Genomic DNA, 26,771 nt, shown 5'->3' with positions numbered 1-26,771 from the left:
GGCGCATGGAAAAGGGAGCAGCGGTTAGCCGGGCGCGCATTTTAGCCTGTCCGTATAGCGTTTCTTAGCATTTATTTCGCATTCAACCAGCGATTTGGCAATAACGCGATCAAAGGTCATAAAAAAGGAACGGTGCATAAAGGGATCAGTCACTACTTAGGCAATTCGAAATCCCCAGGTGCCGTGCCTGGGGGTTGTTCTAGAAGAGCCGGGGATCGCTCTGGCCACTTAAGAAGGAGTTTTTGCCCGATGAGTACTAAAAAGCCAGTCACCCCGCCAAAGAGTGAGCTTGCGGGGACCGACACCCTGGACCGTGGCAATACCAACGCCAAGCTGCAAGCGCTGGAGGAGTTTCGCTCCGATGCTACCGGCCAGGCCCTGCGCACCAACCAGGGTGTGAAGATTGCCGACAACCAGAACACCCTGAAAGTTGGCGCCCGTGGCCCCTCGTTGCTGGAAGACTTCATCATGCGTGAAAAGATCACGCATTTTGACCATGAACGCATCCCGGAGCGCATCGTGCATGCCCGGGGTACCGCGGCCCATGGTTATTTCCAGACTTATGAGAACCACTCGGCGCTGAGCAAGGCCGGGTTTTTGCGCAATCCTGAGCATAAAACCCCGGTATTTGTGCGCTTCTCCACTGTGCAAGGCCCTCGGGGTTCGGGCGACACCGTGCGCGATGTGCGCGGCTTCGCCGTGAAGTTCTTTACCGACGAAGGCAACTTCGATTTGGTTGGCAACAACATGCCGGTATTTTTCATACAGGACGCCATCAAGTTTCCTGACTTCGTACACGCGGTGAAGCCTGAGCCGCACAACGAGATTCCTACCGGTGGCTCGGCTCACGATACATTCTGGGATTTCGTTTCGCTGCAGCCGGAGTCGGCGCACATGGTGCTGTGGGCCATGTCCGACCGCGCCATCCCGAAAAGCCTACGCGCCATGCAGGGGTTTGGCGTTCATACTTTCCGCATGATCAACACCGAAGGTCAATCGAGCTTTGTGAAGTTCCACTGGCACCCGAAAGTCGGCACCTGCTCGCTGGTGTGGGACGAGGCGCAAAAGCTTGCCGGTAAAGATACCGATTACCACCGTCGCGACCTGTGGGAAGCGATTGAGAGTGGCGACTACCCGGAATGGGAATTGGGCGTGCAGATCGTAGCCGAAGAGGACGAGCACAAGTTTGACTTCGACCTGCTCGACCCGACCAAGATCATCCCCGAAGAACTGGTGCCGGTGACACCGCTGGGCAAGATGGTGCTCAACCGCAACCCGGACAACTTCTTTGCCGAAGTCGAGCAGGTCGCCTTTTGCCCAGGCCATATCGTGCCGGGTATCGACTTCACCAATGATCCGTTGCTGCAAGGCCGTCTGTTTTCTTACACGGATACTCAGATCAGCCGACTCGGTGGCCCGAACTTTCACGAATTGCCGATCAATCGTCCGGTCGTGCCTTTCCATAACGGCCAGCGCGATGCCCAACACCGTACGGTGATCGACAAGGGGCGTGCCGCATACGAACCGAATTCGATTGACGGAGGTTGGCCGAAAGAAACGCCTCCGGCTGCCGAGAATGGTGGTTTCGAAAGCTATTACGAGCGCGTCGACGCCAACAAGGTACGTGAGCGCAGCGAGTCGTTTGGTGACCACTTCTCGCAAGCCACGCTGTTTTTCAACAGCATGAGCCATCACGAGAAAGAGCACATCATCGCGGCCTACAGCTTCGAGTTGGGCAAGGTGGAGCGCGAGTTTATCCGCGCTCGCCAGGTGAATGAGATCCTGGCCAATATCGACCTGGAACTGGCCAAGCGCGTTGCACAGAACCTGGGCTTGCCGGCGCCGACCAAAGGTACGGTGCCGCCACGTAAGGCGTCGTTGAAAGTGTCGCCGGCCTTGAGCCAGGTGAACCTGCTGTCGGGCGATATCAAGACGCGCAAAGTCGCGATTCTGGCGGCTAACGGTGTGGATGGTGCGGCGATTGCGGCGTTGAAGGCAGCGCTGGAAGCCGAAGGTGCGCACGCCAAGTTGCTGGGGCCGACTTCAGCACCGGTGAAGACCGCTGATGGTAAGAGCCTGGCGGTAGACGCGTCGATGGAAGGCATGCCGTCCATTGCGTTTGATGCGGTGTTTGTACCGGGCGGTAAGGAGTCGATCAAGGCGCTGAGCGGGGATGGCGTGGCGTTGCACTACCTGTTGGAAGCGTACAAGCACCTGAAGGCGATTGCCGTTGCCGGTGATGCCAAGCCCTTGCTGGAGCTGCTCAAGCTTGAGGTGGATGCGGGGTTGATCGTGGGAGCGGATGCAAAAGCATTCAAGGCGTTTTTTGCCGCGATTGCCCAGCATCGGGTGTGGGAGCGTGAACCGAAGGCCAAGGCTATTCCGGCTTAAGTGATCGCAGAACGCTATCGGGAGCAAGCCCCCTCCCACACTTGAATGATGAAGTTTTCAAGTGTGGGAGGGGGCTTGCTCCCGATGCTTTTACTGGGTTTTGCGCGGAATCAGCACAACCTGCGCCGGGATCCTTTTCAGAATCTGCCGGTGGATCTTCAGGTCATATCCCGAATCAATTCGCTTCACCCGTTTGCTCAGCAAGGTGGACAGCCATGGGTAGTCCTGGGTGCGCGGCACTTGAATGCTCACGTCGCACTGGTAATTCACCACGTCGGTGGCAATCGCATCCAGTTGATGGCGAAGTTCTTCTATGTCGGTGAGGTTCAGCGCCACGGTCGTGCTTTCGGCTGCCGGGTCGATGACTTTGGCGACAGGCTTGGTTTCGGCGGCTTTCAACGCCGCTTCGGCTTTATCCAGCTCGGCTTTGCGGGCGTGGCTGATGGCGTTGTTGACGCCGCCGGTCAGCGCGGGCGCCTTGGGCATCAATGCGCGTGCACGGCTCAGCGCCGTGGCGGCGGCGTTGACGTCACCCTTTTGCAAGACGATCTGGCTGCGTTGCAGGTAGGCTTCGGCCAGCTGGCGTTGGTAAGTTTCCAGGGCCGGATCGTCAGGCGACTGGGCCTGCAATGCGGCGAGTTGATCTTCAGCGGTGGCCAGCTCGCTGCTGGCCAGGTTTTGCTCCAGTTGCGCGATGGCCACGGCACGCGCATCCGGGGCTGCGGGAGCGGCCGGCGGTGTGCTTTGGCAGGCGCCCAGCAGCAGGGAAAATGCGGCAAGGAGCAGATAACGGGCGTTGAACGGCTTCATTCCTGCGACTCTCTAATTGCGCAAAAAGCGAGCAAGTCTACACCCCTCGACGGGGCAGGACAAAACTCAGCAGAAACAGGGCGGCCGCCGTTACCACAATCGACGGTCCTGCGGGCGTGTCCTTGAACCAGGACAGCGCCAGGCCCCCGCACACTGCCAGCATCCCCAGCAGGCTGGCGCCGATGGCCATCTGCTCGGGGGAGCGGGCATGGCGCTGGGCGGCTGCGGCGGGAATGATCAGCAGCGACGTGATCAACAATACGCCGACTATCTTCATCGCAACAGCAATCACCACCGCGATCAACAGCATCAGGGCCATGCGCAGGGCTGGCACCGGCAAACCTTCCACCGTGGCCAGTTCTTCATGCACTGTGATCGCCAGTAACGGGCGCCACAGGGTTACCAGCAAAACCAGTACGACGGCGCTGCCGCCTAGTATCCAGGCAAGGTCGCCGGGGCTGATCGCCAGCAGATCGCCAAACAGGTAGGCCATCAGGTCGATGCGTACTTCGTGCATGAAGCTCAGTACCACCAGGCCCAGGGATAGGGTGCTTGGCGCCAGGATGCCCAGTAGCGTGTCGGAGGCCAGTGGCTGGCGTTGTTGCAGCGTCACCAGCAGGACCGCCAGCAGCAGGCAGCCCACGGTGACGGCGAGGGTCGGGCTCACATCCAGCAAAAAGCCCAAGGCGACGCCCAGCAGGGCGGCGTGGGACAGGGTGTCGCCGAAATAGGCCATGCGCCGCCAGACCACGAACGAGCCCAATGGGCCCGCCACCAATGCCAAAGCCAAGCCTGCCAGCAGGGCGTAGAGCAGAAAATCAGCCATGCTTGCAGCTATCTCCATGAACGTGGGTATGAGGTTTGGCCGGATCAGTCACGACGGCGCCATGCAAGTCATGGGCATGATCGTGATGGTGGTGGTAGATCGCCAGGCTCTGCGCGTTCTTGCCGAACAACTCGACGAAGGCCGGGTCGCCGCTGACCTGCTCCGGGTGGCCGGAGCAGCACACATGGCGGTTGAGGCACACCACTTGGTCGGTGGTGCTCATCACCAGGTGCAGGTCGTGGGAGACCATCAGCACGCCGCAGCCATGGCGGTCGCGCAGGCGGGTGATCAGGCTGTACAGCTCGGCCTGGCCTGCGACGTCGACGCCTTGTACAGGTTCGTCCAGTACCAGCAGTTCGGGCTCGCGCAACAGGGCGCGGGCCAGCAAGACGCGCTGCATTTCGCCGCCGGAGATGCTTTGCACCGGGCTGTCGATGACCTGCTCGGCGCCGACCTCCTTGAGCGCGGCCAGCGCGCGGGTACGGTCGACACCGGGCACCAGGCGCAGAAAGCGCAGTACCGACAGGGGCAGCGTCGGATCGACGTGCAGCTTCTGCGGCATGTAGCCGACACGCAGCTTGGGTTTGCGCCATACACGGCCGCTGTCGGGCTTGAGCAAACCGAGCACGGCACGCACCAGGGTGGTCTTGCCCGCGCCATTGGGGCCGATCAGCGTGACGATCTGCCCGGGCTCGACGCTCAGCGGGATGTTATCCAGTACGTTTTGCCCGGCGAACGTGACCGTGACCTGTTCCAGGCGGATTAACGCGTTGCTCATCAAGCCCCCTGGCAACCCGAGCAGAGCCCGACCACTTCGACCGTTTGCCCTTCAACCTTGAAGCCGACGTCGGCGGAGCTCTGGATGATGGCGTCGCTGATGCTCTTCTGTTCAAGCTCGATGGCGGCGTGGCACTCCCGGCAGATCAGGAACTGGCCTTGATGCGCGTGCTCCGGATGGCTGCAGCCGACAAAGGCGTTGAGGGAGGCGATGCGATGCACCAAGCCGTTTTCCAGCAGGAAGTCCAGCGCGCGGTATACGGTCGGCGGCGCGGCGCGGCGGCCGTCCTGCTCGCTGAGCACGCCAAGAATGTCGTAGGCGCCCAGCGGCTTGTGGCTTTGCCACACCAGTTCCAGCACCCGACGGCGCAATGCGGTCAGGCGCAGGCCCTTCTGCGTACACAGGGTGTCGGCTTCCGACAGCGCGGTATGCACGCAGTGGGAGTGGTCGTGGGGACGGCTGGCAAGCGGTGTTTTAGGCATGAGCGGCGACAGACATTTGATAGAGACGTTATTATGTTACCCGTTCCTACGCCATCGAGTGGTCATCGTGTTCCGACTTTTTCCCGTTTTTGTCGTATTTGTCACCAGTTTGTTCGTTACCGCAGCCGCTCAGGCTGAGGTCAAGGTGTTGACCAGCATCAAGCCGTTGCAGTTGATTGCCGCCGCCGTGCAGGATGGCGTGGCGATCCCGGAGGTCTTGTTGCCGCCTGGTGCATCGCCGCATAACTATGCCTTGCGCCCATCCGACGTACGGCGCGTACAGTCGGTGGACCTGCTGTATTGGATCGGCCCGGACATGGAGAGCTTCCTGCCGCGTGTGCTCAAGGGACGTAGCCTGCCGACCGTCGCGGTACAGGATCTTCCAGGCATGAAGCTGCGTCGTTTCGCCGAAGATAGCCACTCCCACGCTGACGAAGCCGACGAACATGACCACGATCATCGCCCGGGCAACCTGGATGCGCACCTGTGGCTATCGACGGTCAACGCGCGGGTGATTGCGGCACGCATGGCTGCTGATCTCAGCGCTGCCGACCCGGCCAATGCCGCGCGTTATCAGAGTAACGTGAAGGCTTTCGATGAGCGTCTGGATGCGTTGGACGCACGATTGAAGGCTCGCCTGGCGACCATCGGCGACAAACCCTACTTCGTGTTCCATGAGGCCTTTGATTACTTCGAAGATGCCTATGGGCTCAAGCACACCGGTGTGTTCAGCGTGGCTGCCGAAGTGCAGCCGGGTGCCCAGCACGTCGCGGCGATGCGCACGCGCCTTCAGGAAGTGGGCAAGACATGTGTGTTCAGTGAGCCGCCATTGCGTCCGCGTTTGGCTGAGACGCTGGTGGCCGGCCTGCCGGTGAAGTTGGCGGAGTTGGATGCATTGGGCGGCTACACACCGGCCACGGCTCAAGGGTACGAGCAGGTGCTGGAGAAGCTGGGTAATGATTTGGCTGGGTGCCTGGAGTCGCTCTGACGGTTGACGCAAAACCCATGTGGGAGCGGGCTTGCTCCCACATTTTTTGACCGAGTGGGTCTTTTAAAGGGCGAACGGCAGTTGGATCGTGACCTGCTGGCGCTGCGCCAAGCGGTGCTCGAACTCGGCGGGGTCGTGAATCAGCACATCCTGCCCGGCAAACGACTCAGCGGCGATCAGCCGTGACAGCCAGAACCGCACACAAGCCACCCGTAACATCGTCGGCCACAATTCGGCCTCCTTCGCCGTGAACGGCCGCAGGCTCGCGTAGGCGCCCAGCAGTGCGCGGGCACGCGGCCCATCAATCACGCCTTGCGCATCCGAGCACCAGTCATTCAGGGCGATCGCCACGTCGTACAGCATCGGGCCGGAGCAGGCGTTGTAGAAGTCGATCAATCCTGTGAGATGCGTGCCTTCAAACATCGCATTGTCGCGGAACAGGTCGGCGTGCACGTTGGCGCGTGGCAAGGCCAGGATCTCGGCCTTGTGGGCGTCGATCTCGCTCAATGCCGCTTGCAGCAAGCTTTGCTGCGCTTCGTTCAAGTGCGAAATCAGCTGTGCCCCTTCACTGAGCATCCACTCCAGCCCGCGATCGGTCTTGCGTTCCAGCACCTTCTCGCCTTGGGTGGCCAGGTGCAGGTGGCCCAGCAAGTCACCGACCTGGGCGCAATGCTGGGCGTTGGCGTCCTTGATGTGCTTGCCGGCCAGGCGCGGTTGCAGCAGCGCCGGTTTGCCGGCCAGCGTGCGCAGGGCGACGCCGTCGGTGGTGCGCAGCGCATAGGGCACTGGCAGGTCAGCGTCGTGGAGCACGTCGAGCAACTCGATGAAGAACGGCATCTCCGCGACGGGGCCGCGCTCAACCAGGGTCAGGACGAATTCGCCCTGTTCCAGGCTGATAAAGAAATTGGTGTTTTCGCTGCCAGCGGCAATCCCCTGGAAATCAAGCAGGCGGCCGAGCCCATAAGGGGCGAGAAAGGTTTCCAGCTCGGGCCGAGCCAGGGGGGTAAACACAGACATGGTTAAAACTGCCAGTACGGGCGCCGCGATGTGCGGCGCCAATTGAAGTTAAGAAATCATTTCCATTCGAAGATCTTCCATGACGGGATCAGCATATCCGGCTGGTCAGAGCGGATGAAGTTCGCGTCGGTTCCGTCCGCGCGCACCAGGAAATACGGTGGGGCGCCCTTTACAGTGACCTTGATTGCGTACAGGAAACCGTTTTGGCGGTACTCCTGGATGGTTCTGTCGCCTTCCGTGCGAATGGTAACTTCCGGATCGCCCGAAGGGGCGCTGTCTGCCGCCATGGCAGCCATCGGAGCGAGTGCAATCAAGCCAGTGAGGAGCAGGCGATTGAATGTACGCATGATAACCTTGTCCCTTTGTCGTCATTGGTCCGGCTATTCTAGCGCCTGACCCGCCGAAAAGGTTGATCCTGCTCATGAGCCAAGCCCCCCTCGTCCTGGTGGACGGTTCTTCTTATCTGTATCGCGCGTTCCACGCGCTGCCACCGCTCACCACTTCCAAAGGCCTGCCGACCGGTGCGGTCAAGGGCGTGTTGAACATGCTCAAAAGCCTGCGCAAGCAGTACCCGGACAGCCCTTTCGCCGTGGTGTTTGACGCCAAGGGTGGGACTTTTCGCGATGACATGTACGCCGAATACAAGGCCAATCGCCCGAGCATGCCCGATGACATGCGCCTGCAGATCGAGCCGCTGCACCAGAGCGTGATTGCCCTGGGCTTCCCGCTGTTGTGCGTCGAAGGCGTCGAGGCCGATGACGTGATCGGCACCCTGGCCCGCAGCAGCGCAGCGGCCAACCGACCGGTGGTGATTTCCACCGGTGACAAAGACATGGCGCAGTTGGTCGATGGGCACATTACCTTGGTCAATACCATGACCGGTAGTTCGATGGACATCGAAGGCGTAAAGGAGAAATTTGGCGTCGCTCCGGAGCAGATCATCGACTATCTGGCTTTGATGGGGGATTCGTCTGACAACATTCCGGGCGTTCCGGGTATTGGTCCGAAGACCGCTTCAGGCTTGCTGGTGGGCGTGAATGGCGGGATCAAAGAGCTGTATGAGCAGTTGGATATCGTGCCGACCCTGCCGATCCGTGGGGCCAAGACCCTGCCGGCCAAGTTGGAAGAGCATAAGGAGATGGCGTTCCTTTCTTACCAACTGGCGACGATCAAGTGTGATGTGCCGCTGCACGTCGGCCTGGAAGACCTGCACCTGATCGAACCCGATCGTGAAAAGCTGCTGGAGCTGTACACGCTGCTGGAGTTCAAGAGCTGGTTCGACGAGATCCAGCGTGATGCCAAGCGCGTGGAACTCAACACGGCGCCCGTTGCTGAAGCCGTTGTGGAGGCGGTGGTGGTTGCGCCTGTCGAGGCGCGTTACACCACAATCCTTGACCAGGCGACCTTCGATGTCTGGCTGAAGAAGCTCAATGACGCGAAGTTGTTCGCGTTCGATACCGAAACCACCGGCATCGACGCCCAGCAGGCGCAGTTGGTCGGGGTTTCATTCGCGGTGCAGCCCCATGAAGCCGCGTACATTCCGTTGACGCATTCCTACATCGGCGCGCCGCCGCAGCTGGATCGCGACAGCGTGTTGCTCGCGTTGAAACCATTGCTGGAGGATCCAACCAAGCTCAAGGTCGGCCAGCACGCCAAGTTCGACATGAACATCCTGGCCAACTGCGCCATCGGTGGCGACCCGGCGCAGGGCATTACCGTACGTGGTATCGCCTTCGACACCATGCTCGAATCCTATGTGCTCAACTCCACGGCAACCCGGCACGACATGGACAGCCTGGCCAAGAAGTACCTGGACTACGACACCGTCAGTTTCCAGGACATCGCCGGCAAGGGCGCCAAGCAGCTGACATTCGACCAGATCCCGCTTGAACAAGCCGGTCCTTACGCGGCGGAAGATGCCGATGTGACATTGCGTTTGCATCAGGCGCTGCATGCGCAACTGGCGGCCATTCCAAGCCTGGCCGGCGTATTGACCGACATCGAGATTCCACTGGTGCCGGTGTTGGCGCGGATCGAGCGTCAGGGGGCCTTGGTGGATAAGGATCTGCTGGGCGTTCAGAGCATCGAGCTGGGCAACAAGATGGTCGAGCTGGAGCGTCAGGCGTTCGAGATCGCCGGTGAGGCTTTCAACCTGGGTTCGCCCAAGCAGCTAGGGGCGATTCTCTACGAGAAACTGGGCCTGCCGGTATTGAAGAAGACCGGCAAAGGCCAGGCGTCGACGGCTGAAGAAGTACTGGCCAAGCTGGCCGAAGATGACTTCCTGTTGCCCAAGGTGCTGATGCAGTACCGCAGCATGAGCAAGCTCAAAAGCACCTATACCGACCGGCTGCCGGAGCAGATCAACCCACGCACCGGGCGCATTCACACGTCTTATCACCAGGCGGTGGCGGCAACCGGGCGTTTGTCTTCCAGCGATCCGAACCTGCAGAACATACCGGTGCGCACCGCCGAAGGGCGGCGGATTCGCCAGGCATTCGTCGCGCCCAAGGGCTACAAACTGCTGGCGGCGGATTATTCCCAGATCGAATTGCGGATCATGGCGCACTTGTCCAAGGACGAGGGCCTGATGAACGCCTTCCGCAACAACCTGGACGTGCATACGGCGACGGCCGCCGAGGTGTTCAAGGTCGAGTTGGCCGAGGTCACGTCCGACCAGCGTCGCAGTGCCAAGGCGATCAACTTTGGCCTGATCTACGGGATGGGGGCGCAGAAGCTCGGCAAGGATATTGGAGTCGATACCAAGACCGCCAAGGCCTACATCGATGTGTACTTCGCACGTTACCCGGGCGTTCGCGAATATATGGAGCGCACCCGCGCCCAGGCTGCCGACCAGGGCTATGTAGAAACCTTCTTCGGGCGTCGGCTGTATTTGCCCGACATCAACTCCAATAAACCCCAGGACCGCGCAGCCGCCGAGCGCACGGCGATCAACGCGCCGATGCAAGGCACTGCGGCGGACATCATCAAGAAAGCCATGGTGCGGGTGGATGACTGGCTGACGGAATCGGGTCTGGATGCCAAGGTTATCCTCCAGGTGCACGACGAACTGGTGCTTGAGGTGCGTGAAGACCTGGTGGCGCAAGTCAGCGAAAAGATCCGCGAACACATGAGTGCGGCGGCGCAATTGGATGTGCCGTTGGTGGTGGATGTGGGAGTGGGCGATAACTGGGACGAGGCGCACTGATTTGGCGGCTCTGCCATCACCAACCGTGATGGCAGGGCGCTTTAGATCAGAAATCGATACGGGTTATTTCCAATAGTTTTTTGAATCTGCCGGAACTTAACCCGTGAACTGCCACTCAGAGTTACTGAATGGGTGGTGAAGCCCTTCAATGCTCCTATGTTGTGTTAAGTGTTGGCAGATATCTGGACCCCGCCCTAGCGGTCCGGAACTTGAACCCCGAACTTCCCCTCCCCATACGAAGTCCGGGGTTTTTTTTGCCCGCAGAAAAGCTATTCCGCGATTTCAGTGCCCTTGTCCGCCAATTCCATCCAGCCGGCCAGCACGGTGTAAGCCTCTTCCAGGCCCATGCGCTTGGGTGCCGAGAACAGTTGGATGGTGATCGCATCACCCCAACCTTTGCGGATTTCCGATTGGACCTTGAGCAGCGTGTTCTTGGCTGCGCCGTAGGTCAGCTTGTCGGCCTTGGTCAGCAGGATATGCATCGGCATGCCGCTGGCGACGGCCCAGTCGAGCATCAACAAGTCGAAGTCGGTCATTGGATGACGGATGTCCATCATCAGGATCAGGCCCTTCAAACTCTCGCGGCCACCCAGGTAAGCCTCCAGGTGACGCTGCCAGTGCAGCTTCAACGGGATAGGTACTTTTGCGTAACCGTAGCCCGGCAGGTCGACCAGACGCCGATCATCGTCTAGCTTGAAGAAATTGAGCAGCTGCGTGCGGCCCGGGGTTTTCGAGGTGCGCGCCAGGCTGGCATGGGTCAGGGTGTTCAGTGCGCTGGATTTACCGGCGTTGGAGCGACCGGCAAAGGCGACTTCAAAACCTTCGTCATCGGGGCATTGGTCAACTTTGGCGGCGCTGAGCATGAACGTGGACTGTTGGCACAGACCGAGGATGGGATTCTTGAGTTGCATGAGATTTCCGATGTGGGCGGTGCCGAGAAAGGGTGCGGCAAGCGGTGTCGTTTCCGTTTCAGTAGCGCCAGTATATAATGCCGCAGATTTTGTGTGTGCTTTGTCCCAGCGAAGGATGAAGTTCACGGGAGCGAAAGACCTTCATTGCGCATTAGAACGCAAAACGCTCTCAAACCCTGAAAAGGTCGATGTATGACCCTCAGGTTGCTCGCTTTTGGTGTCCTGATTCCGCTTTATGGCGCTCAGGCTACACAGGAACCGGAAGCGGTGTACAACCGAGTTTGCGTGGCTTGCCATGCCGGCCAACTGCCCAACGCCCCTGAACGGGGTGATCAGGCAGCGTGGGCGCCCAGACTGGCGCAGGGCATGGATACGCTGGTGCAACACGTAACCCAGGGTTTCAAGGCAATGCCGCCGCGTGGTTTGTGCATGGACTGCAGTACTGAGGATTACCAGGCCGTCATTGAATTGATGGCGAGTAAACCCGGTAGATAACTCTTAAACCCTTAGCCGTAGTTGGATTAGCTGATGAACAAACTGATCGTGAGTCTGCTGTTGACCTTGGGCATCACCGGTGTTGCCCATGCTGCAGGCGACGCTACAGCGGGCCAGGCGAAAGCCGCCGTGTGTGGTGCTTGCCATGGACCGGATGGCAACAGCCCGGCGCCGAACTTCCCCAAACTGGCCGGCCAGGGTGAGCGTTACCTGACCAAGCAGATGCACGACATCAAGGATGGCAAGCGCACGGTGCTGGAAATGACCGGCTTGCTGACCAACCTCAGTGATCAGGACCTGGCAGATATCGCGGCGTATTTTGCCAGCCAGAAAGGCAGTGTGGGAGCTGCCGATCCGAAATTGGTCGAAAAAGGCCAGGCATTGTTCCAAGGTGGCAAGCTCGCTGAAGACCAGCCTATTGGTGGCATGCCCGCCTGCAAGGCGTGCCACATCCCGGACGGCGGTGGTCTCGCCGCTGCAGGCTTCCCTCATCTGAGTGGCCAGCACGCCCAATACACCGCCAAGCAATTGAAGGACTTCCGCGAGAAAGTTCGTTATATCGATGGCGATGCGGGTAACAAAATGATGGGCGACATTGCTGCCAAGCTTTCGGATAAAGATATCGAAGCAGTATCCAGCTACATCCAAGGGCTGCACTGACAGGGCGGGCGACGTTAACGCTCGATTAATCCATCGATGCAAGCATAAAAAGGGTGGCTTAGGCCGCCCTTTTTTGTGGCCGCTGCCGTTACACTAACGAAATCATGTCCGCGTAGACCTGTCATAACAAAGGTCGCGTGAGGCGACTTTATTTGTCCAGGAGTAAAGCATGCGTAATCTGATCCTCAGCGCCGCTCTCGTTACCGCCAGCCTCTTCGGCATGACGGCACAAGCTGCCGATGTGCCGCTTGAAGCCGGTAAAACCTATGTTGAATTGCCTAACCCTGTACCGGTTTCGGTGCCTGGCAAGATCGAGGTCGTGGAGCTGTTCTGGTACGGCTGCCCGCATTGCTATGCTTTTGAGCCAACCATCAATCCATGGGTTGAAAAACTCCCGTCCGACGTGAACTTCAAGCGCATCCCGGCCATGTTCGGCGGCCCATGGGATGCCCACGGCCAATTGTTCCTGACCCTGGAAGCCATGGGTGTTGAGCACAAGGTCCATAACGCCGTATTCGACGCGATCCAGAAACAAGGCAAGCGCCTGACCAAGCCGGAAGAAATGGCCGACTTCGTCGCCACCCAGGGTGTCGACAAGGACAAGTTCCTCGCCACCTTCAACTCTTTCGCTATCCAGGGCCAGATCAAGCAGGCCAAGGAACTCGCGCAGAAGTATGGCGTGCAAGGCGTACCGACCATGATCGTCAACGGTAAGTACCGTTTCGACCTCGGCACTGCCGGTGGTCCGGAAGCTGTTCTCAACGTTGCAGACCAATTGATCGCCAAAGAGCGCGCCGCCAAGTAAGGGGGCTCACCATGCGCCGCCGGGGTACCGAACGTGTCGTAGGCCTGCATGAGCCGCGGGTCAACGAGCATCATCTGGAGTCCACAGGCTTGCCGGCTGACAGTCGCTTGCGCCTGCTCAGCTTCAATATTCAGGTGGGCATCAGTACCGAGAAGTACCGCCACTACCTTACCCGTGGCTGGCAGCATCTGCTGCCGCATAACGGGCGGGCCGGCAACCTGCAAAAAATCGGCAACCTGCTCAACGACTTCGATCTGGTCGCGTTGCAGGAAGTCGATGGCGGCAGCATTCGCTCCGGCTACATCAATCAGGTGGAGCACCTGGCTCAGTTGGGGGCCTTCCCCTACTGGTATCAGCAACTCAATCGCAACCTCGGGCGCCTGGCACAGCACAGTAATGGTGTGCTCAGCCGCCTGAAGCCAACTGCCATCGAAGACCATCCATTGCCAGGCCCCAAAGGGCGTGGGGCGATTCTGGTGCGCTTCGGCGAAGGCCCCGAAGCCCTGGTGGTGGTGATGATGCACCTGGCGCTCGGAGGGCGTACGCGCAACCTCCAGCTTGCCTACGTGCGTGAGCTGATTGGCAACTACAAGCATCAGGTGCTGATGGGTGACATGAACACCCATGCCAATGACCTGTTGCAGAATTCCCCGTTGCGTGACCTTGGGTTACTGGCGCCGCAAGTCGAAGCCACGTTCCCCAGTTGGCGCCCGCAACGCTGTCTGGATCATATCCTGCTGAGCCCGACCCTCACGCTCGAAAGTGTGCAGGTTTTGGCGCAGCCCATTTCCGACCACCTGCCGGTCGCGGTCGAGATTCGTCTGCCGGGTTCGCTCACGGCAGATGCATTGCCCGCGTTGAGCCCAGGCACCAGCGGACCCCTTGCATGAGCGACGACGCCCAGCGCTGGAAAGAGAAATACCTCAAGAGCATCGAGCAACAAGACAAGCTCGAACGCCGCTGGGCTGCCCGCCTCGACCTGCTGCGCCGGGGGCTGGTACGCAGCACGCTGGCCGCTGAAGGAACGGACCGCGCAGTCGATCAATGCATGAAGGAAATGCGCGACATCGTGCGCAGCGACGACATGGATGCCGCCCTCGCCGCCTTGCTGCCGCGTCTGGAAAAAGCCGTGCTGGATTCGGAACAGCGCCGCGAAACCCGGGTTGACCAGATCAGCACTGCGCTCACGGCACTGGTCGCGCAGTTGCAGAAGTTACCGCTGCCCCGTGAAGTGGCCCGCCCGCTGAAAGCCTTCGCCAAGCAACTCGATGGTCGTGTCGGGCAGGCGCGGGAGATACCGTTGCTCCTGAGTGAGCTCAGTAGCCTGCAAGGGCAGGCACTGGACAACCTGGAGCCGGACAGCGAAAGCCCCCGTTCAGGGCCGGGTCTGCTGCAGCGCCTGTTCGGCAGTAAAGATGCTGCAACCGAAGCCGGCGAACCGGTTCCTACAGCTACGCCGCAGCCGGTGGCGCCAAAGTCTGCGCCCGAGCCTCAGGAGCCGGCGCAGTCCGAGGTGCTGGCCGAAGCGTTGCGGGCATTCGAGCCAGCGCCATCAGCGCCGACGGCGTCGCCGCCTGAACCCGTTGTGCCCGTTGCGCAGGCCCAGGTCGCCAGCGAAACGTTTGTCTTCGAAGCCCCTGCGCAGTCGGTGGCCGCTGCCCCACCTGTCGAAGCCCCTGACGTTGAGGAGCCGGAGCCAACTCTTGAGGCGCCGGCATCCGAGAGTGCGCTCGCCGCTTTTATCGAAGCGCCCGAGGTGCAGGTCGACAGAGTGGAGGCGACGACCATCGGCAGCCTGTCGCTCCCGCCTGTGCTGGACAGCGCCGAACCCGACCCTGATGCGTTGCAAGCGGACGGCGTCTACGCCCTGCCCGACTCGCCCGAGCCGTCCTACAGCTCGGTCGCCAAACATATCGAAAGCACTTTGCTCGGCTTGCTGGAAGACCTCGACCTGCCCGAACGCCACCGGCCCCAGGCCGAGGCCATGCGCGAGCGTCTGGCCAATGGTTTGAACTGGTACGAGCTGCTGCCGATCCTGGATGACCTGGCGGTGTTGATGCTGGCGATCACCGACAGCGGCCAGCATGAGTTCGAGGCTTATCTCAAGCAGCTCAACGAGCGTCTCGAAGCGTTTCAAGGCCATTTGCAGGTTGCCAGTGACGGCCACGCCGATAGCCGTTCGGCCGCGCGCGAATTGGATACGCAGATTCGTGAACAGGTCGATGGCTTGCAAAGCAGCGTACAGGAAGCGTCCGACCTGAACAGTCTCAAGCAGGTGCTGGAAAGCCATCTTGAAGGTTTGCTCGGCACCATGGATGAGCATCAGCAGCAGCGCGACCAGCGTGAACAGGAAGTGGCGGCGCGTTTGAAGGGCTTGGCTGAGCGGGTTGCGAGCATGGAGCAGGAAGCTCAAGGCTATCGCGAACACCTGGAGGTGCAGCGTCAGAAAGCCTTGATTGACCCGCTCACCGGCCTGCCTAACCGCGCTGCCTGGAGTGAGCGCCTGGACCAGGAGGTCAATGCCTGGCACCAGCGCGGCAACAGCTTGTCGCTGGCGATACTGGACCTGGACCATTTCAAGCGCATCAACGACGGTTATGGGCACTTGGCCGGCGACAAAGTCTTGAAGATCATCGCCAACGTGCTGAGCAAGCGCCTGCGGCCAAGCGATTTTATTGCGCGTTTTGGTGGCGAGGAGTTTGTGTTGCTGATGCCCGACTCATTGCTGGCCGATGCCTTGGCCGTGGGTGAGGTGCTGCGTGCGGCGATTGAAGCGTGTCCGTTCCACTTCAAAGGCGAGCCGGTGACGATCACGGTGTCCATGGGCGTGGCGCAGTTTCTGCCGGGTGAGCGTAGTGATCTGGCGCTCAAGCGTGCCGACGAGGCGTTGTACCGAGCCAAGGCGGCAGGACGTAACAAGGTGCTGGCAGCTTAAAAGATGTTCCATTTTGTGATTTGACCGCCGCGCTACCCTTCATACGTTACACTGTTGCATTATCGTCTTCAGTGTAACGTGATCTGCCATGAAATCCCTGTACATCGCTTTTGTGTTTCTTCTACTCGCCGGCTGTGCAAGCGGCCCCCGTCTCGATACCAGCCACCCTTCGGCGAACCACGACAACCGCATACAGTTCGTCATCGTCCATTACACCTCCGCCAACCTTGAGCGTTCCTTGGCCCTGTTGACCCACGGCCAGGTCAGCAGCCATTACCTGATTGGTAACGATGCCTCGGGCACTATCTACAAGTTGGTGGATGAGAGCCAGCGGGCCTGGCATGCAGGCGAGAGCGAGTGGTTGGGGCGCACCTGGCTCAACTCCAGTTCCATCGGTATCGAAATCGTCAACCCGGGGTATCGCGATACCCCGACGGGCCGCGTCTGGTACCCGTACTCCGAGGCGCAGGTACAGTCACTCATCGTGCTGTTGAAAGACATCAGCAAGCGCAACGGAATTGACCCTAAGCACATCATCGGTCACAGCGATATCGCGCCGCTGCGCAAGCTTGATCCAGGCCCACTGTTTCCGTGGAAGCGGTTGGCGGCTGAAGGGTTGGGAGCCTGGCCGGACGCGCAGGCAGTGGCTCGTTTCCAGGCGCAGTATGTAGCGCAGTTGCCGAGCGTGGCCTGGTTCCAGGAAGAGCTGGCGCGCCTGGGCTACCAGACGCCTCAAACCGGCGAGCTGGATGTCGCCACGCGCCATGTAATAGCGGCTTTCCAGATGCATTTCAGGCCATCGCTGTTTGACGGCACGCCGGATGCCGAAAGTGCTGCGATCCTGAGTGCGTTGAACCATCGCTGATCGCCAGGCGGGTAAATGCTCGCTTACAAGGGCAGTGCCATGTAGAACTGCGTGCCCTGCCCTGGCCGTGAGTACACACCCATTCGGCCCCCGTGCAATTGCACGATCTCCTTGCACAGCGCCAGCCCAAGGCCGGCGCCGCCTTTCTTGCGGCCCACTTGTACGAAAGGTTCGAAGATGCGTCCCTGTTGGCCGTACGCGATACCTTCGCCGTTATCCTCCACGCTGATAATCACTCGTTCGCCATGGCGACGGGCCTGCAGGCGAATCTGCCCGCCTTCGGCGGTATGGCGCAGGGCATTGGCCAGCAGATTGTCGAGCACGCGCTCCAGTTGGGCCTGGTCAGCGTGCAGTCGCGGCAAATCGGCTTGGGCTTCAACCAGCAACTCGATGTGTTGTGCATTCGCCGGTTCCGCAAACCGCGCTTGGGCGTGCTCCAGCAAGTCCGTGATATCGCACGGCGCCAGAGTGAGTTTCTGCAGGCCATTCTGGTAACGCGAAAAATTCAGCAAGTCGTTGATCAACTGCATCAGGCGCTGCATTTCTTCGTTGACCGTATCCAGCAAGTCCGCTTCCCGGGACTCTTCAGGAAACTTTGCGCGCTCGCGAAACAAGCCGAAGGCCATGTGCATGCCGGTCACCGGCGTGCGTAACTCATGGGAGGCGCGCAAGACGAACTCGCTGCGCACCCGCTCAAAGGCGCGCTGCTCCGTAACGTCGTGCAGCACCATCACCGCTCCGAGAATATGCCCCTGGGTATGGCTCACCGGGGTCAGGCTGTAGGTCAGCAGGCGCAACTCGCCTTCGACTTCCACCTCCAGATCTTCCGGTGCTCGCTCCAGATTGCCGCCGCGCAACACCAGTTGCAGTTGTTCATCCATTTCCGGGCGTGCGAGAGCCTCACCCAGGCCTTGGCCGAGGCGTTCCTCGTCCCATCCCAACTGGCGCTGTGCCACGGGGTTGAGGTGTTCCAGGCAGCCTTGGCGGTCAATCATCAGCAGGCCGTCATCAATACTGTCGAGCACCGCTTGCAGGCGTTGCTGGCCGGCCAGCAGCTCGTCGACATTGGTCGCCTGATGCTGGCGCAATGCTTCGGCCATGATGCCGAAGCGGCGCGTCAGCTGGTTCATCTCTGCTGCCGAGGAGATGGGCAGGGTGACTTCAAAGTCGCCCTGCCCGATCCTGTCGGCGGCTTTAGCCAGCGCTTCGATGGGCCCGCCGAAGCGTCGAGCGATGCCATGTGCCGTGATGAAACCGATGATCAACACCGCAAGCCCGACCAGTCCGAGCAGGCCGGAGATCACCAGCGCGCGTTCGCGGGACTCGTGTTCACTGTTGCTGATGTTTTCCAGAGCCTGCTTATGATCGACAATCAGGCCGTTGCGCAACACGTTGAAGGCTTCGGTGAGTTGTTCTCTGCTGCCGGGCGGCGGCGATGGCTGCTGGGATTTGTCAAACGCTTCCAGCAGGTTCTGGTAGTCGATGCGCGCCTGGCTGAAGCCATTGCCGCGACCGTTTTGCTGTTCATGGGCGATGCCCTGGTCCAGCAGTTCGAAATAGTGTTGCTTGGAGGCTTGCAACGCCTGCGTGTCAGGCGGCTTTTCCAGCATCATGATCAACTGGTCGCCCAGGCTCTGGCGCAGCTTGAGCCCCAGTTCCAGGTTGATGAAGCTGCTGCGGATCAATGACTCCTGGGTCTTGGCCATTTGCATGACGCTGACCAGGCCCAGGATCAACCCCAGCAGGGCGACGCTGATCAGCGCTGAGATACTCAGGAACAACCGAGTACGCAGTTTCATCGCAAGCTTCATAGGGTGGGGTTCACAGGTTGTACTGTTTGCGTTTGCGGTACAGGGTCGACGCGTCGATGCCCAGCGTGCGTGCCGCCTGGTCGAGGGTGTCGCTGGTGGCGAGCACAGCGCCGATATGCGCTTTCTCCAGCTCGTCCAGGCTCAGCGCCGCGCCGATGCGTGGCGCATTGTTGGTCGGCTGTTCAGCCATGCCGAGATGGCTGATCTCGACCTTCTCTTGAGGGCAGATGATGCTGGCCCGCTCCACCACGTTGCGCAGCTCACGGATATTGCCCGGCCAGCGATAGTTGAGCAGCGCTTCGCGTGCCTGATCACTGAACCCTCGGGCGGGCCGTGCGTACTCCTTCACGAACCGCGCCAGGAAACGGTCGGCCAGGGTCAGGATGTCTTCACTGCGTTCGCGCAGCGGCGGCAGGTGCAGGGTGATGACGTTGAGGCGGTAGAGCAAGTCTTCCCGGAAGCGGCCGTCGCGCACCATGTCTTCCAGGTTCAAGTTGGTGGCTGCGAGGATGCGCACATCGGCCCGTCGGGTCACCGGGTCGCCGACACGCTCGTACTCTTTGTCCTGGATAAAGCGCAATAACTTGGGTTGCAACGTGAGTGGAAAGTCGCCGATCTCGTCGAGAAAAAGCGTACCGCCATCGGCCTGGTTGACCCGGCCCAATGTGCTCTCGCTGGCGCCGGTAAACGCACCGCGGCTGTGGCCGAACAGCTCGCTCTCCATCAACTCCGCTGTCAACGAAGGGCAATTGATGGTGACGCAGGATTTTTTCGCGCGTTTGCTCCAACCATGAATGGCGCGGGCCAATTCACCTTTACCGGTACCGGACTCGCCCAGGATCAGGATATTGGCGTCGGTACCCGCCACTTGGCGTGCGGTTTCCAGCACCACCATCATGGAGGGGCTGTGGGAGTCGAGGCCGTCCTTGGGTTGGCGCACTTCGCCTTCCAGCGCCTCCAGGCGTGCCGACAATTGGCGCACTTCCAACTGCTTGGCCGTGGCCAAGCGCAATTGGTCGGGACTGCATGGCTTGACCAGATAATCGGCGGCACCGGCCTGGATGGCGTCCACGGCGGTATCCACGGCCGAATGCGCGGTGACGATCACCACACGCATCCACGGTGCCTGGATGCGCATCTGGGCCAGTACGTCCAGGCCGTTGTCCTCGCCCAGACGCAGGTCGAGGAAACACAGGTCGAACACTTGGCGTTGCATCAAGGCATCGGCTTGGGCGGCGCTGTTGGCTGTGGCTACGGTGTAGCCCTCGTCTTCCAGGCAGTATCTGAACGTGCGCAGGATTGCGGATTCGTCATCCACTAAAAGAATGCGGCCTTGAAGTTCCTTGGCTGATTCCATCTGTCCCGCGCTCCTTAACTATGAATGATGGTGGTTAGTCCCGGAATAATCGGGCAAGTTGCATGGTTCATTCTGATTCATAAAAAGCATCTTCGTGCAGCTATCTGCGCGCCTTCCTACAAACCCGCTGATTAGTGGCGTATTCATGCCTTCGTGCCACTTCGGCAACTCGATGAAGGCTTTCGATCCCTTTACCCGACCATTGGCTATCGTGCAATTCGCACGGCCCTGGGCAGGGCATCGTGCAGGATGCTGGGCGGCGCCTTCAAAGCAAAGTCATAACATTCTGATTTTATTGAGTTTTTTTGTTTAAAAAAACTGGCATGCACTCTGCAATAACTCTCCCAACAATGTCATGAACGAATAATCAGAATGCGGGAGAAATACAGCATGACTCGTCAACACCTCAGCCAACTGCGTATTTCGTCCCTGCGTTTGCAGCAAGGTCTTTTTGCCAGCCTGGCGCTGATGGTCACGTTGATTGTCGGGCAGCAAATGCAGGCTTGGCAGCAGAGTCATCAGCAGCAAGTCCCTCAGTTTGAGCGTCCGATCATGACCCAGACCCATTTCTCTTCTCTTGAGAGCCGTTCTCTTGGCAACGTGAAGGCTCCGCAATTGAGAGTGGTCGATCAGGATTCCACCCTGGGCGAACTGCCCGTCCAAGAACGTTGGGTGTTCTAGGCAAGAAAAGGTCGTTCTTGTTGAGCGGCTGCACGGTAATACCCCTGTTACCCCTATAGAAGCGTAAGGAGAATCACCATGTTGAGTTGGGCTATCACATTTCTGATCATCGCCATTGTGGCTGCCGTCTTGGGCTTCGGTGGTATCGCGGGCACCGCTACGGGTATCGCCAAGATCCTGTTCGTGGTTTTCCTGGTGATGTTCATCGCTTCGTTCTTCTTTGGTCGTCGCGGCCGAGGCTGACTATGACCACTTCGTCCTTTAAAACCTTGGCTGCCGTCCTGCTTCTGGGCGGCAGTAGCTGGGCAATGGCCGCCAATGACGGCCAATCCCGGGCCAACGAGTTGCTGAGTTCCGATTCGCAGTTTCGTGAGACCTGGCAAGGCGTGGTGAAGAAAGAAGAGCGCCTGCCGGAATGGGTCATGAACTTGTCGGGCGCGGCCGAGCAGATGAATGCCGTCGAAGAGGATGGCGACAAGTACTTGGTGGGGCCGCTCTGCGAGACGGCAGACACCTGTCGCAGCAAACGTCTGATCGTCGCGTTCAGTTATGACAAGAAGCACGCCTACGCCATGTTGGTACAGGTACCGGCCGGGTTGCCGGCGGACAAGTCGCCGACACGCCACGCGGACTACCGTTTCCTTGGCAAGCCGGACGAAGGCATGCAAAAGCTGCTGATGGAGCAGCTCAAGAAAGATCCGAATTGGTACTAGGTTGCGTCTGACGCTTGCCGCGTCTACGAAACCTGCATCCATAGAAAGAAGCCGCTGCGCTTCTTTCTGTCTGCATCGCTCGCCAAGGGCGATGCATGACCAGGGGGCCGGGTTGCTCTGATCGATCGAGATCGGCGTGACCTACGGGCACAGGGAGTGCCTGCGCGAGGGCCGGGTCAGGCGAAAAGCTGCGACGCAAGTTCACAAGTGTTTTTTTGCTTGCTGAACTTGCGGCGAGCTTATGACTCTCATCATCCGCCTCGCATGCCGCTCTTCGCATACCGCGCATAGCAACTATTTTCTCTTTCGCTGCTGACTAACCATTACTGGGTATGTCGGCGTGACCATCTATCGAGAAATTTTTTGCCGCGCCATAGGACACTTCTGGCGCTAGGTCATGGATTTTCCGGGCAATTGCGCCACCGCCTGAAAGTCGTCCAGCATCTCTGAGCGAGCCGGGTTTGGCAGGTTCACGGCATATTTGCCAGACAATATGTCGCATTTGAACTGACCATTCGGACAGTTATTATCAAAAAAACTCATGCCGATTCGGCATAGGGTAGGCGTTTACGGCATTAGACGTCGCTCCCTTGCATCGGAATAGTTGCGCCTTTTTTCGCCTGCCAGTAAGCCATTTCGGCCACGCTGCGGTGACCTTCCATGGAGGCCGATGCTCACACTTTTTCGCTTTCGAGCGTTCCAGCTGGCGCATTTGCCTTAAGTCCACTTGAAGTAAGGGTAATGACATGAAGAAGGCAAAGCTAAGCCTCGCCTGGCAGATCCTCATCGGTTTGGTGCTGGGGATCGCAATCGGTGCAGTGCTCAACCATTTCAGTGCTGAAAAAGCCTGGTGGATCAGCAATGTGTTGCAGCCAGCGGGCGATATCTTTATCCGCCTGATCAAGATGATCGTGATCCCGATTGTGATTTCCTCTCTGATCGTCGGCATTGCCGGGGTCGGTGACGCGAAAAAGCTCGGCCGGATTGGTGTCAAAACCATCCTTTACTTCGAAATCGTCACCACCATTGCCATCGTGGTCGGCCTGCTGTTGGCCAACCTGTTCCACCCGGGCGCGGGTATCGACATGAGCACCCTGGGCACTGTCGATATCTCCAAGTACACCGCCACGGCTGCTGAAGTGCAGCATGAGCATGCGTTCATCGAGACCATTCTCAACCTGATTCCATCGAACATCTTTGCCGCCGTAGCCCGTGGCGAAATGCTGCCGATCATTTTCTTCTCGGTGCTGTTCGGCCTGGGCTTGTCGAGCCTCAAGCCTGAGCTGCGCGAGCCGCTGGTGACAATGTTCCAGGGCGTCTCCGAGAGCATGTTCAAAGTCACCCACATGATCATGAAGTACGCCCCGATCGGCGTCTTTGCACTGATCGCGGTGACGGTCGCGAACTTCGGCTTTGCTTCCTTGCTGCCGCTGGCCAAGCTGGTGATTCTGGTCTACGTCGCCATCCTGTTCTTCGCCTTTGCGGTGCTGGGCCTGATCGCTCGTCTGTTTGGCTTCTCGATCCTCAAGCTGATCCGCATCTTCAAGGATGAGCTGGTACTGGCCTACTCCACTGCCAGTTCCGAGACCGTGCTGCCACGCGTGATCGAAAAGATGGAAGCCTACGGCGCGCCGAAAGCGATCTGCAGCTTTGTGGTGCCGACCGGCTACTCGTTCAACCTCGACGGTTCGACGCTGTACCAGAGCATCGCGGCGATCTTTATCGCCCAGCTGTACGGCATCGACCTGTCGGTCGGCCAGCAACTGATGCTGGTGCTGACCCTGATGGTCACCTCCAAAGGTATCGCCGGCGTGCCGGGTGTGTCCTTCGTCGTGCTGTTGGCCACCCTGGGCAGTGTGGGTATTCCGCTGGAAGGCCTGGCGTTCATCGCCGGTGTCGACCGCATCATGGACATGGCGCGTACCGCACTCAACGTCATTGGCAACGCCTTGGCCGTATTGGTCATCTCCCGTTGGGAAGGCATGTACGACGACGCCAAGGGTGAGCGCTACTGGAACTCCCTGCCGCACTGGCGCAGCAAGACAGCCTCGGTGGTCGGCGAGACCAGCCGTAGCTGATAGCAATGTGATCTGAACCAACCCCGGGAAATCCGGGGTTTGTCGTTTCTGTCAGCCCCGCTATCATTCGCCCCATCTTTCGGGGGATTCATCTGATGCTCAATGGCCTGTGGCTTGGCTTCTTTGTCGTGGCAATGGTGTCGGCACTGGCGCAATGGCTGGTCGGCGGTAACGCCGGGATTTTCGCGGCGATGGTGGAAAGCATTTTCGCCATGGCCAAACTGTCGGTGGAAGTGATGGTGCTGTTGTTCGGCACCTTGACGCTGTGGCTGGGTTTTTTGCGCATCGCTGAAAAAGCCGGCATCGTCGACTGGCTGGCCAAGGCCCTCGGCCCGCTGTTTCGGCGCCTGATGCCCGAGGTGCCCGCCGGCCATCCGGCCATTGGCTTGATCACCCTGAACTTCGCCGCCAACGGCCTGGGTCTGGACAACGCCGCCACGCCGATTGGCCTCAAGGCGATGAAGGCACTGCAAGAACTCAACCCCCTCCCCAACACCGCAAGTAACGCGCAGATCCTGTTCCTGGTGCTCAACGCTTCGTCGCTGACGCTGCTGCCGGTGACCATCTTCATGTACCGCGCCCAGCAAGGCGCCGCCGACCCGACGCTGGTGTTCCTGCCGATCCTGCTGGCCACCAGCGCCTCGACCCTCGTCGGCCTGCTGTCGGTGGCGATCATGCAGCGCTTGCGCCTGTGGGACCCGGTGGTGCTGGCCTACCTGATTCCCGGCGCCTTGGTGTTGGGTGGTTTCATGGCGTTGCTGGCTACCTTGTCTGCCACGGCGTTGGCAAGCTTGTCTTCGATCCTCGGCAACCTGACGCTGTTTGGCCTGATCATGCTGTTCCTGGTAATCGGTGCGTTGCGCAAGGTCAAGGTGTACGAAGCGTTTGTCGAGGGCGCCAAGGAAGGCTTCGACGTGGCCAAGAACCTGCTGCCGTACCTGGTGGCGATGCTTTGCGCCGTGGGTGTGCTGCGCGCCTCCGGAGCGTTGGACTTCGGCCTGGAAGGCATTCGTCATGTGGTGGCCTGGACGGGCATGGACACGCGCTTTGTCGACGCGTTGCCGACCGCAATGGTCAAGCCGTTTTCCGGCAGCGCGGCGCGGGCGCTGTTGATCGAGACCATGCAGACCAAGGGTGTGGACAGCTTCCCGGCGCTGGTGGCGGCGACGATCCAGGGCAGTACGGAAACCACCTTTTATGTGTTGGCGGTGTACTTCGGCTCGGTGGGCATCCAGCGAGCCAGGCATGCGGTGGGGTGTGCGTTGCTGGCGGAGTTTGCCGGTGTGGTGGCGGCTATTGCGGTGTGCTACTGGTTCTTTGGCTAACCCTTAGACCGCTATCGGGAGCAAGCCCCCTCCCACCGTTTGATTGTATTCACAGATCAAAATGTGTGGGGGCTTGCTCCCGATGAGGCCCTCAGCGTTTCGCAGTAGCATTGCCCTGCGCCACCACCCAATCCACCACCTGCCTGTTCAACTGGTCTCCCGCCAGCCCGAATGCAGCAACCACCGCAGGCACCTTGGTATCACTTACCGGCTGGTGCACCTCAAATCGCCGGCTGGCGATGATCCGCTGATCACTGCCGCGCACCAGCCGCGCATCCAGGCGGATCACCACTTCCACCGCCCCGCCCCGGTATTCGCTCTGAAACGCCTGCAGCTGCCCGCCCAGCTCATAGTCGGCTTGCAAGTTGGTCTCATCGGTACTCAGCAGCGTCACCCGACCATCACGTTGGAAGCCGTCCATGAACCGATTGCGCAGCAAGACGGGCGATGGGTCGCTCCAGCGTGAGTTGGCATAGCTGCTGATCAGGTTGCCATCAGGCACCACGGCAATGCGTGGGCTGTCGAGAAATTCGCTGGTTTGCGGCTTGGCGATACGCAGCGACCAACTGACCGGTGCGCCTTGGGTCGCTGTCTGGGTCGAGGCCAGACGGTACACGTCCGAAGGGTCGGCCTTGGGCAGGATCGAGCACGCGCCGACCAGCACCAGTGCCAGAGGGGCGATCATTTGGTAAGCACGCTTCATGGCGTGAACTCCTTGTTCTTGTCGCTGCCCAGCAAGTAGCCACTGGGGTTGGCTTCCAGGCGACGGGAGATGGCGCGCAGCGAACCCAGGGTTTCGCGCAGTTCACGCACCGCCGGTGCCAGTTCGTTGAGGCCCTGCATGCCGCTGTTCACCGAGTCCTTGTTGTCGGTCAGCAAGGTGTTGAGGGTCGCGGTGCTTTGTTCGAGGGATTTCATCGCCTGCTCAGCGCTGCCGAAAGCTTGCTTGCCTTGCTCATTGAGCAGCCCGTTGGCGCTACGCATCAGCGTGGTGGTTTGCTCCAGCGCGGCGCCGGCCTGCTTGCTCACCTGCAGCAACTGCTGCATCACCACTTTGATATCGCCGCGCTGGTCGGCGATGGCACCGGTGGTTTGCTGCAAGTTGTCCAGGGTTTTGCTCAAACGCTCGACGTTCTCGCCGGAGAAGACGCGATTAGCGTTGTGCAGCAACAGGTTGACGCTGGTCATCAGGTCGTTGCTGTTGTTCAGCAGGCGCGCGATGGGCGACGGTGAGGCGATGATTTCCGGCAGGTTACCGTCCTTGCCCTTGAGTACCGGGCTTTGCGGTGTACCGCCGCTGAGCTGGATGATCGAGGTGCCGGTGATACCGGTCAGGGCCAGTTTGGCCTGGGTGTCTTCCTTGATCGGCGTCTGCCCGGCCAGGCGGATGCGGGCGAGGACGCGGCGGGGGTCTTTGGGGTCCAGGCGCAGGCTGGTGACATCCCCTACCTTGATCCCGCTGTACTGCACCGAGCTGCCTTGGGACAGGCCGCTGACCGCCTCGTTGAACACGACCTCGTAATCCTGGAAGGCGCTGTCGACGCTGGACTTGGCCAGCCACAGGCCAAATAGCATCGCGCCGACCACCACGATTACGCTGAACAGACCGATCATCACATGATGGGCTCGGGTTTCCAT

25 protein-coding genes are annotated in these 26,771 nt (G+C 59.9%); 14 read left to right on the top strand and 11 right to left on the bottom strand.

From position 1 onward, the window contains the following. Positions 1-249 precede the first annotated feature (249 nt). Positions 250-2,391: a catalase HPII gene (gene katE / locus DK870_RS09330; protein ID WP_104995109.1), complete on the top strand. Its 2,142-nt coding sequence runs from the start codon at positions 250-252 to the stop codon at positions 2,389-2,391. Between the two features lie 90 nt (positions 2,392-2,481). Here katE and DK870_RS09325 read toward each other — a convergent pair whose 3' ends face one another. Genes DK870_RS09325 through DK870_RS09310 form a run of 4 tightly spaced genes read right to left on the bottom strand, consistent with a single transcriptional unit; the run spans position 2,482 to position 5,287 of the window. Then, on the bottom strand, positions 2,482-3,201 hold the full coding sequence (locus DK870_RS09325) for a PA5502 family lipoprotein (protein ID WP_161548499.1): 720 nt from the start codon (positions 3,199-3,201) through the stop codon (positions 2,482-2,484). 37 nt (positions 3,202-3,238) lie between these two features. Further along, a complete protein-coding gene (gene znuB / locus DK870_RS09320; RefSeq protein WP_060756497.1) occupies positions 3,239-4,027 on the bottom strand; it encodes a zinc ABC transporter permease subunit ZnuB in 789 nt (262 codons plus the stop codon). Further along, positions 4,020-4,805 (bottom strand): zinc ABC transporter ATP-binding protein ZnuC, encoded by a 786-nt coding sequence (gene znuC / locus DK870_RS09315; protein ID WP_161548498.1) that lies wholly within the window; start codon positions 4,803-4,805, stop codon positions 4,020-4,022. The genes znuB and znuC overlap by 8 nt, the downstream gene beginning before the upstream one ends. Next, complete coding sequence (locus DK870_RS09310; protein WP_060756495.1) at positions 4,805-5,287, bottom strand: Fur family transcriptional regulator; 483 nt, start codon at positions 5,285-5,287, stop codon at positions 4,805-4,807. The genes znuC and DK870_RS09310 overlap by 1 nt, the downstream gene beginning before the upstream one ends. A gap of 67 nt (positions 5,288-5,354) precedes the next feature. Between DK870_RS09310 and DK870_RS09305 the strand changes: the two genes are divergently transcribed. After that, a complete protein-coding gene (locus DK870_RS09305; protein ID WP_372241669.1) occupies positions 5,355-6,275 on the top strand; it encodes a zinc ABC transporter substrate-binding protein in 921 nt (306 codons plus the stop codon). A gap of 63 nt (positions 6,276-6,338) precedes the next feature. Here the strand turns inward: DK870_RS09305 and DK870_RS09300 are convergent, their stop codons facing one another. Beyond that, complete coding sequence (locus DK870_RS09300) at positions 6,339-7,292, bottom strand: homoserine kinase (protein ID WP_161548497.1); 954 nt, start codon at positions 7,290-7,292, stop codon at positions 6,339-6,341. 56 nt (positions 7,293-7,348) lie between these two features. Beyond that, a complete protein-coding gene (locus DK870_RS09295) occupies positions 7,349-7,639 on the bottom strand; it encodes a DUF2782 domain-containing protein (RefSeq protein WP_060756492.1) in 291 nt (96 codons plus the stop codon). 74 nt (positions 7,640-7,713) lie between these two features. Between DK870_RS09295 and polA the strand changes: the two genes are divergently transcribed. After that, positions 7,714-10,497, top strand: coding sequence for a DNA polymerase I (gene polA, locus DK870_RS09290; RefSeq protein WP_161548496.1), 2,784 nt, complete (start codon positions 7,714-7,716; stop codon positions 10,495-10,497). Between the two features lie 269 nt (positions 10,498-10,766). Here the strand turns inward: polA and yihA are convergent, their stop codons facing one another. Then, the gene (yihA, locus tag DK870_RS09285) at positions 10,767-11,408 is read right to left on the bottom strand and encodes a ribosome biogenesis GTP-binding protein YihA/YsxC (RefSeq protein WP_104995114.1); all 642 of its coding nucleotides are present in this window, start codon (positions 11,406-11,408) and stop codon (positions 10,767-10,769) included. A 192-nt stretch (positions 11,409-11,600) separates the two neighbouring features. On the opposite strand from yihA, the gene DK870_RS09280 reads away from it, so the two are divergent. From DK870_RS09280 to DK870_RS09255, 6 genes are all read left to right on the top strand, one after another. Next, on the top strand, positions 11,601-11,903 hold the full coding sequence (locus DK870_RS09280) for a cytochrome c5 family protein (protein ID WP_104995115.1): 303 nt from the start codon (positions 11,601-11,603) through the stop codon (positions 11,901-11,903). A 33-nt stretch (positions 11,904-11,936) separates the two neighbouring features. Beyond that, positions 11,937-12,563 carry a cytochrome c gene (locus DK870_RS09275; protein WP_104995116.1) on the top strand — a complete coding sequence of 209 codons (627 nt, stop codon included), beginning with the start codon at positions 11,937-11,939 and terminating at the stop codon, positions 12,561-12,563. A 169-nt stretch (positions 12,564-12,732) separates the two neighbouring features. Beyond that, the gene (gene dsbA, locus DK870_RS09270; protein ID WP_060756488.1) at positions 12,733-13,368 is read left to right on the top strand and encodes a thiol:disulfide interchange protein DsbA; all 636 of its coding nucleotides are present in this window, start codon (positions 12,733-12,735) and stop codon (positions 13,366-13,368) included. An 11-nt stretch (positions 13,369-13,379) separates the two neighbouring features. Then, positions 13,380-14,258, top strand: coding sequence for an endonuclease/exonuclease/phosphatase family protein (locus DK870_RS09265; protein WP_090367703.1), 879 nt, complete (start codon positions 13,380-13,382; stop codon positions 14,256-14,258). Beyond that, the gene (locus tag DK870_RS09260; RefSeq protein WP_161548495.1) at positions 14,255-16,303 is read left to right on the top strand and encodes a GGDEF domain-containing protein; all 2,049 of its coding nucleotides are present in this window, start codon (positions 14,255-14,257) and stop codon (positions 16,301-16,303) included. Before DK870_RS09265 ends, DK870_RS09260 begins: the two co-directional genes overlap by 4 nt. Before the next feature lie 88 nt (positions 16,304-16,391). Next, positions 16,392-17,168, top strand: a complete 777-nt coding sequence (locus DK870_RS09255; RefSeq protein ID WP_161548494.1) for an N-acetylmuramoyl-L-alanine amidase — start codon at positions 16,392-16,394, stop codon at positions 17,166-17,168. A 23-nt stretch (positions 17,169-17,191) separates the two neighbouring features. Here the strand turns inward: DK870_RS09255 and DK870_RS09250 are convergent, their stop codons facing one another. Both DK870_RS09250 and algB read right to left on the bottom strand, forming a co-directional pair. Continuing rightward, positions 17,192-18,979 (bottom strand): ATP-binding protein, encoded by a 1,788-nt coding sequence (locus tag DK870_RS09250; protein ID WP_090367699.1) that lies wholly within the window; start codon positions 18,977-18,979, stop codon positions 17,192-17,194. 10 nt (positions 18,980-18,989) lie between these two features. After that, positions 18,990-20,336, bottom strand: coding sequence for a sigma-54-dependent response regulator transcription factor AlgB (gene algB / locus DK870_RS09245; RefSeq protein WP_060756483.1), 1,347 nt, complete (start codon positions 20,334-20,336; stop codon positions 18,990-18,992). Positions 20,337-20,726: 390 nt separating this feature from the next. Here algB and DK870_RS09240 point away from each other — a divergent pair, with 390 nt between their 5' ends. The 5 genes from DK870_RS09240 (at position 20,727) to DK870_RS09220 (ending at position 25,133) form a co-directional block, all read left to right on the top strand. Continuing rightward, positions 20,727-21,017, top strand: a complete 291-nt coding sequence (locus tag DK870_RS09240; RefSeq protein WP_161548493.1) for a hypothetical protein — start codon at positions 20,727-20,729, stop codon at positions 21,015-21,017. A gap of 78 nt (positions 21,018-21,095) precedes the next feature. Next, entirely contained in the window at positions 21,096-21,260 is a 165-nt protein-coding gene (locus DK870_RS09235; protein ID WP_003170804.1) for a DUF1328 domain-containing protein, read from the top strand. Between the two features lie 2 nt (positions 21,261-21,262). Beyond that, positions 21,263-21,730, top strand: a complete 468-nt coding sequence (locus tag DK870_RS09230) for an inhibitor of vertebrate lysozyme family protein (protein WP_060756481.1) — start codon at positions 21,263-21,265, stop codon at positions 21,728-21,730. Positions 21,731-22,476: 746 nt separating this feature from the next. Then, positions 22,477-23,808 (top strand): glutamate/aspartate:proton symporter GltP, encoded by a 1,332-nt coding sequence (gene gltP / locus DK870_RS09225; protein WP_161548492.1) that lies wholly within the window; start codon positions 22,477-22,479, stop codon positions 23,806-23,808. Between the two features lie 95 nt (positions 23,809-23,903). Next, the gene (locus DK870_RS09220; RefSeq protein ID WP_060756479.1) at positions 23,904-25,133 is read left to right on the top strand and encodes a nucleoside recognition domain-containing protein; all 1,230 of its coding nucleotides are present in this window, start codon (positions 23,904-23,906) and stop codon (positions 25,131-25,133) included. A 91-nt stretch (positions 25,134-25,224) separates the two neighbouring features. Here DK870_RS09220 and DK870_RS09215 read toward each other — a convergent pair whose 3' ends face one another. Beyond that, a complete protein-coding gene (locus tag DK870_RS09215; RefSeq protein WP_060756478.1) occupies positions 25,225-25,836 on the bottom strand; it encodes an ABC-type transport auxiliary lipoprotein family protein in 612 nt (203 codons plus the stop codon). Continuing rightward, positions 25,833-26,771 carry an MlaD family protein gene (locus tag DK870_RS09210; protein WP_060756477.1) on the bottom strand — a complete coding sequence of 313 codons (939 nt, stop codon included), beginning with the start codon at positions 26,769-26,771 and terminating at the stop codon, positions 25,833-25,835. Before DK870_RS09210 ends, DK870_RS09215 begins: the two co-directional genes overlap by 4 nt.

This window comes from Pseudomonas sp. Q1 (assembly GCF_009935975.1).
In the GTDB taxonomy this organism is placed as follows: Bacteria; Pseudomonadota; Gammaproteobacteria; order Pseudomonadales; family Pseudomonadaceae; genus Aquipseudomonas; species Aquipseudomonas palleroniana.
This window is presented reverse-complemented; position numbering and strand designations above follow the sequence as displayed.

What these genes read in the sequence shown, in the direction of transcription:
- katE (WP_104995109.1), top strand. Translation starts at nt 250, where the DNA reads ATGAGTACTAAAAAGCCAGTCACCCCGCCAAAGAGTGAGCTTGCGGGG.
- DK870_RS09325 (WP_161548499.1), bottom strand. Translation starts at nt 3,201, where the DNA reads ATGAAGCCGTTCAACGCCCGTTATCTGCTCCTTGCCGCATTTTCCCTG.
- znuB (WP_060756497.1), bottom strand. Translation starts at nt 4,027, where the DNA reads ATGGCTGATTTTCTGCTCTACGCCCTGCTGGCAGGCTTGGCTTTGGCA.
- znuC (WP_161548498.1), bottom strand. Translation starts at nt 4,805, where the DNA reads ATGAGCAACGCGTTAATCCGCCTGGAACAGGTCACGGTCACGTTCGCC.
- DK870_RS09310 (WP_060756495.1), bottom strand. Translation starts at nt 5,287, where the DNA reads ATGCCTAAAACACCGCTTGCCAGCCGTCCCCACGACCACTCCCACTGC.
- DK870_RS09300 (WP_161548497.1), bottom strand. Translation starts at nt 7,292, where the DNA reads ATGTCTGTGTTTACCCCCCTGGCTCGGCCCGAGCTGGAAACCTTTCTC.
- DK870_RS09295 (WP_060756492.1), bottom strand. Translation starts at nt 7,639, where the DNA reads ATGCGTACATTCAATCGCCTGCTCCTCACTGGCTTGATTGCACTCGCT.
- polA (WP_161548496.1), top strand. Translation starts at nt 7,714, where the DNA reads ATGAGCCAAGCCCCCCTCGTCCTGGTGGACGGTTCTTCTTATCTGTAT.
- yihA (WP_104995114.1), bottom strand. Translation starts at nt 11,408, where the DNA reads ATGCAACTCAAGAATCCCATCCTCGGTCTGTGCCAACAGTCCACGTTC.
- DK870_RS09280 (WP_104995115.1), top strand. Translation starts at nt 11,601, where the DNA reads ATGACCCTCAGGTTGCTCGCTTTTGGTGTCCTGATTCCGCTTTATGGC.
- DK870_RS09275 (WP_104995116.1), top strand. Translation starts at nt 11,937, where the DNA reads ATGAACAAACTGATCGTGAGTCTGCTGTTGACCTTGGGCATCACCGGT.
- dsbA (WP_060756488.1), top strand. Translation starts at nt 12,733, where the DNA reads ATGCGTAATCTGATCCTCAGCGCCGCTCTCGTTACCGCCAGCCTCTTC.
- DK870_RS09265 (WP_090367703.1), top strand. Translation starts at nt 13,380, where the DNA reads ATGCGCCGCCGGGGTACCGAACGTGTCGTAGGCCTGCATGAGCCGCGG.
- DK870_RS09260 (WP_161548495.1), top strand. Translation starts at nt 14,255, where the DNA reads ATGAGCGACGACGCCCAGCGCTGGAAAGAGAAATACCTCAAGAGCATC.
- DK870_RS09255 (WP_161548494.1), top strand. Translation starts at nt 16,392, where the DNA reads ATGAAATCCCTGTACATCGCTTTTGTGTTTCTTCTACTCGCCGGCTGT.
- DK870_RS09250 (WP_090367699.1), bottom strand. Translation starts at nt 18,979, where the DNA reads ATGAAGCTTGCGATGAAACTGCGTACTCGGTTGTTCCTGAGTATCTCA.
- algB (WP_060756483.1), bottom strand. Translation starts at nt 20,336, where the DNA reads ATGGAATCAGCCAAGGAACTTCAAGGCCGCATTCTTTTAGTGGATGAC.
- DK870_RS09240 (WP_161548493.1), top strand. Translation starts at nt 20,727, where the DNA reads ATGACTCGTCAACACCTCAGCCAACTGCGTATTTCGTCCCTGCGTTTG.
- DK870_RS09235 (WP_003170804.1), top strand. Translation starts at nt 21,096, where the DNA reads ATGTTGAGTTGGGCTATCACATTTCTGATCATCGCCATTGTGGCTGCC.
- DK870_RS09230 (WP_060756481.1), top strand. Translation starts at nt 21,263, where the DNA reads ATGACCACTTCGTCCTTTAAAACCTTGGCTGCCGTCCTGCTTCTGGGC.
- gltP (WP_161548492.1), top strand. Translation starts at nt 22,477, where the DNA reads ATGAAGAAGGCAAAGCTAAGCCTCGCCTGGCAGATCCTCATCGGTTTG.
- DK870_RS09220 (WP_060756479.1), top strand. Translation starts at nt 23,904, where the DNA reads ATGCTCAATGGCCTGTGGCTTGGCTTCTTTGTCGTGGCAATGGTGTCG.
- DK870_RS09215 (WP_060756478.1), bottom strand. Translation starts at nt 25,836, where the DNA reads ATGAAGCGTGCTTACCAAATGATCGCCCCTCTGGCACTGGTGCTGGTC.
- DK870_RS09210 (WP_060756477.1), bottom strand. Translation starts at nt 26,771, where the DNA reads ATGGAAACCCGAGCCCATCATGTGATGATCGGTCTGTTCAGCGTAATC.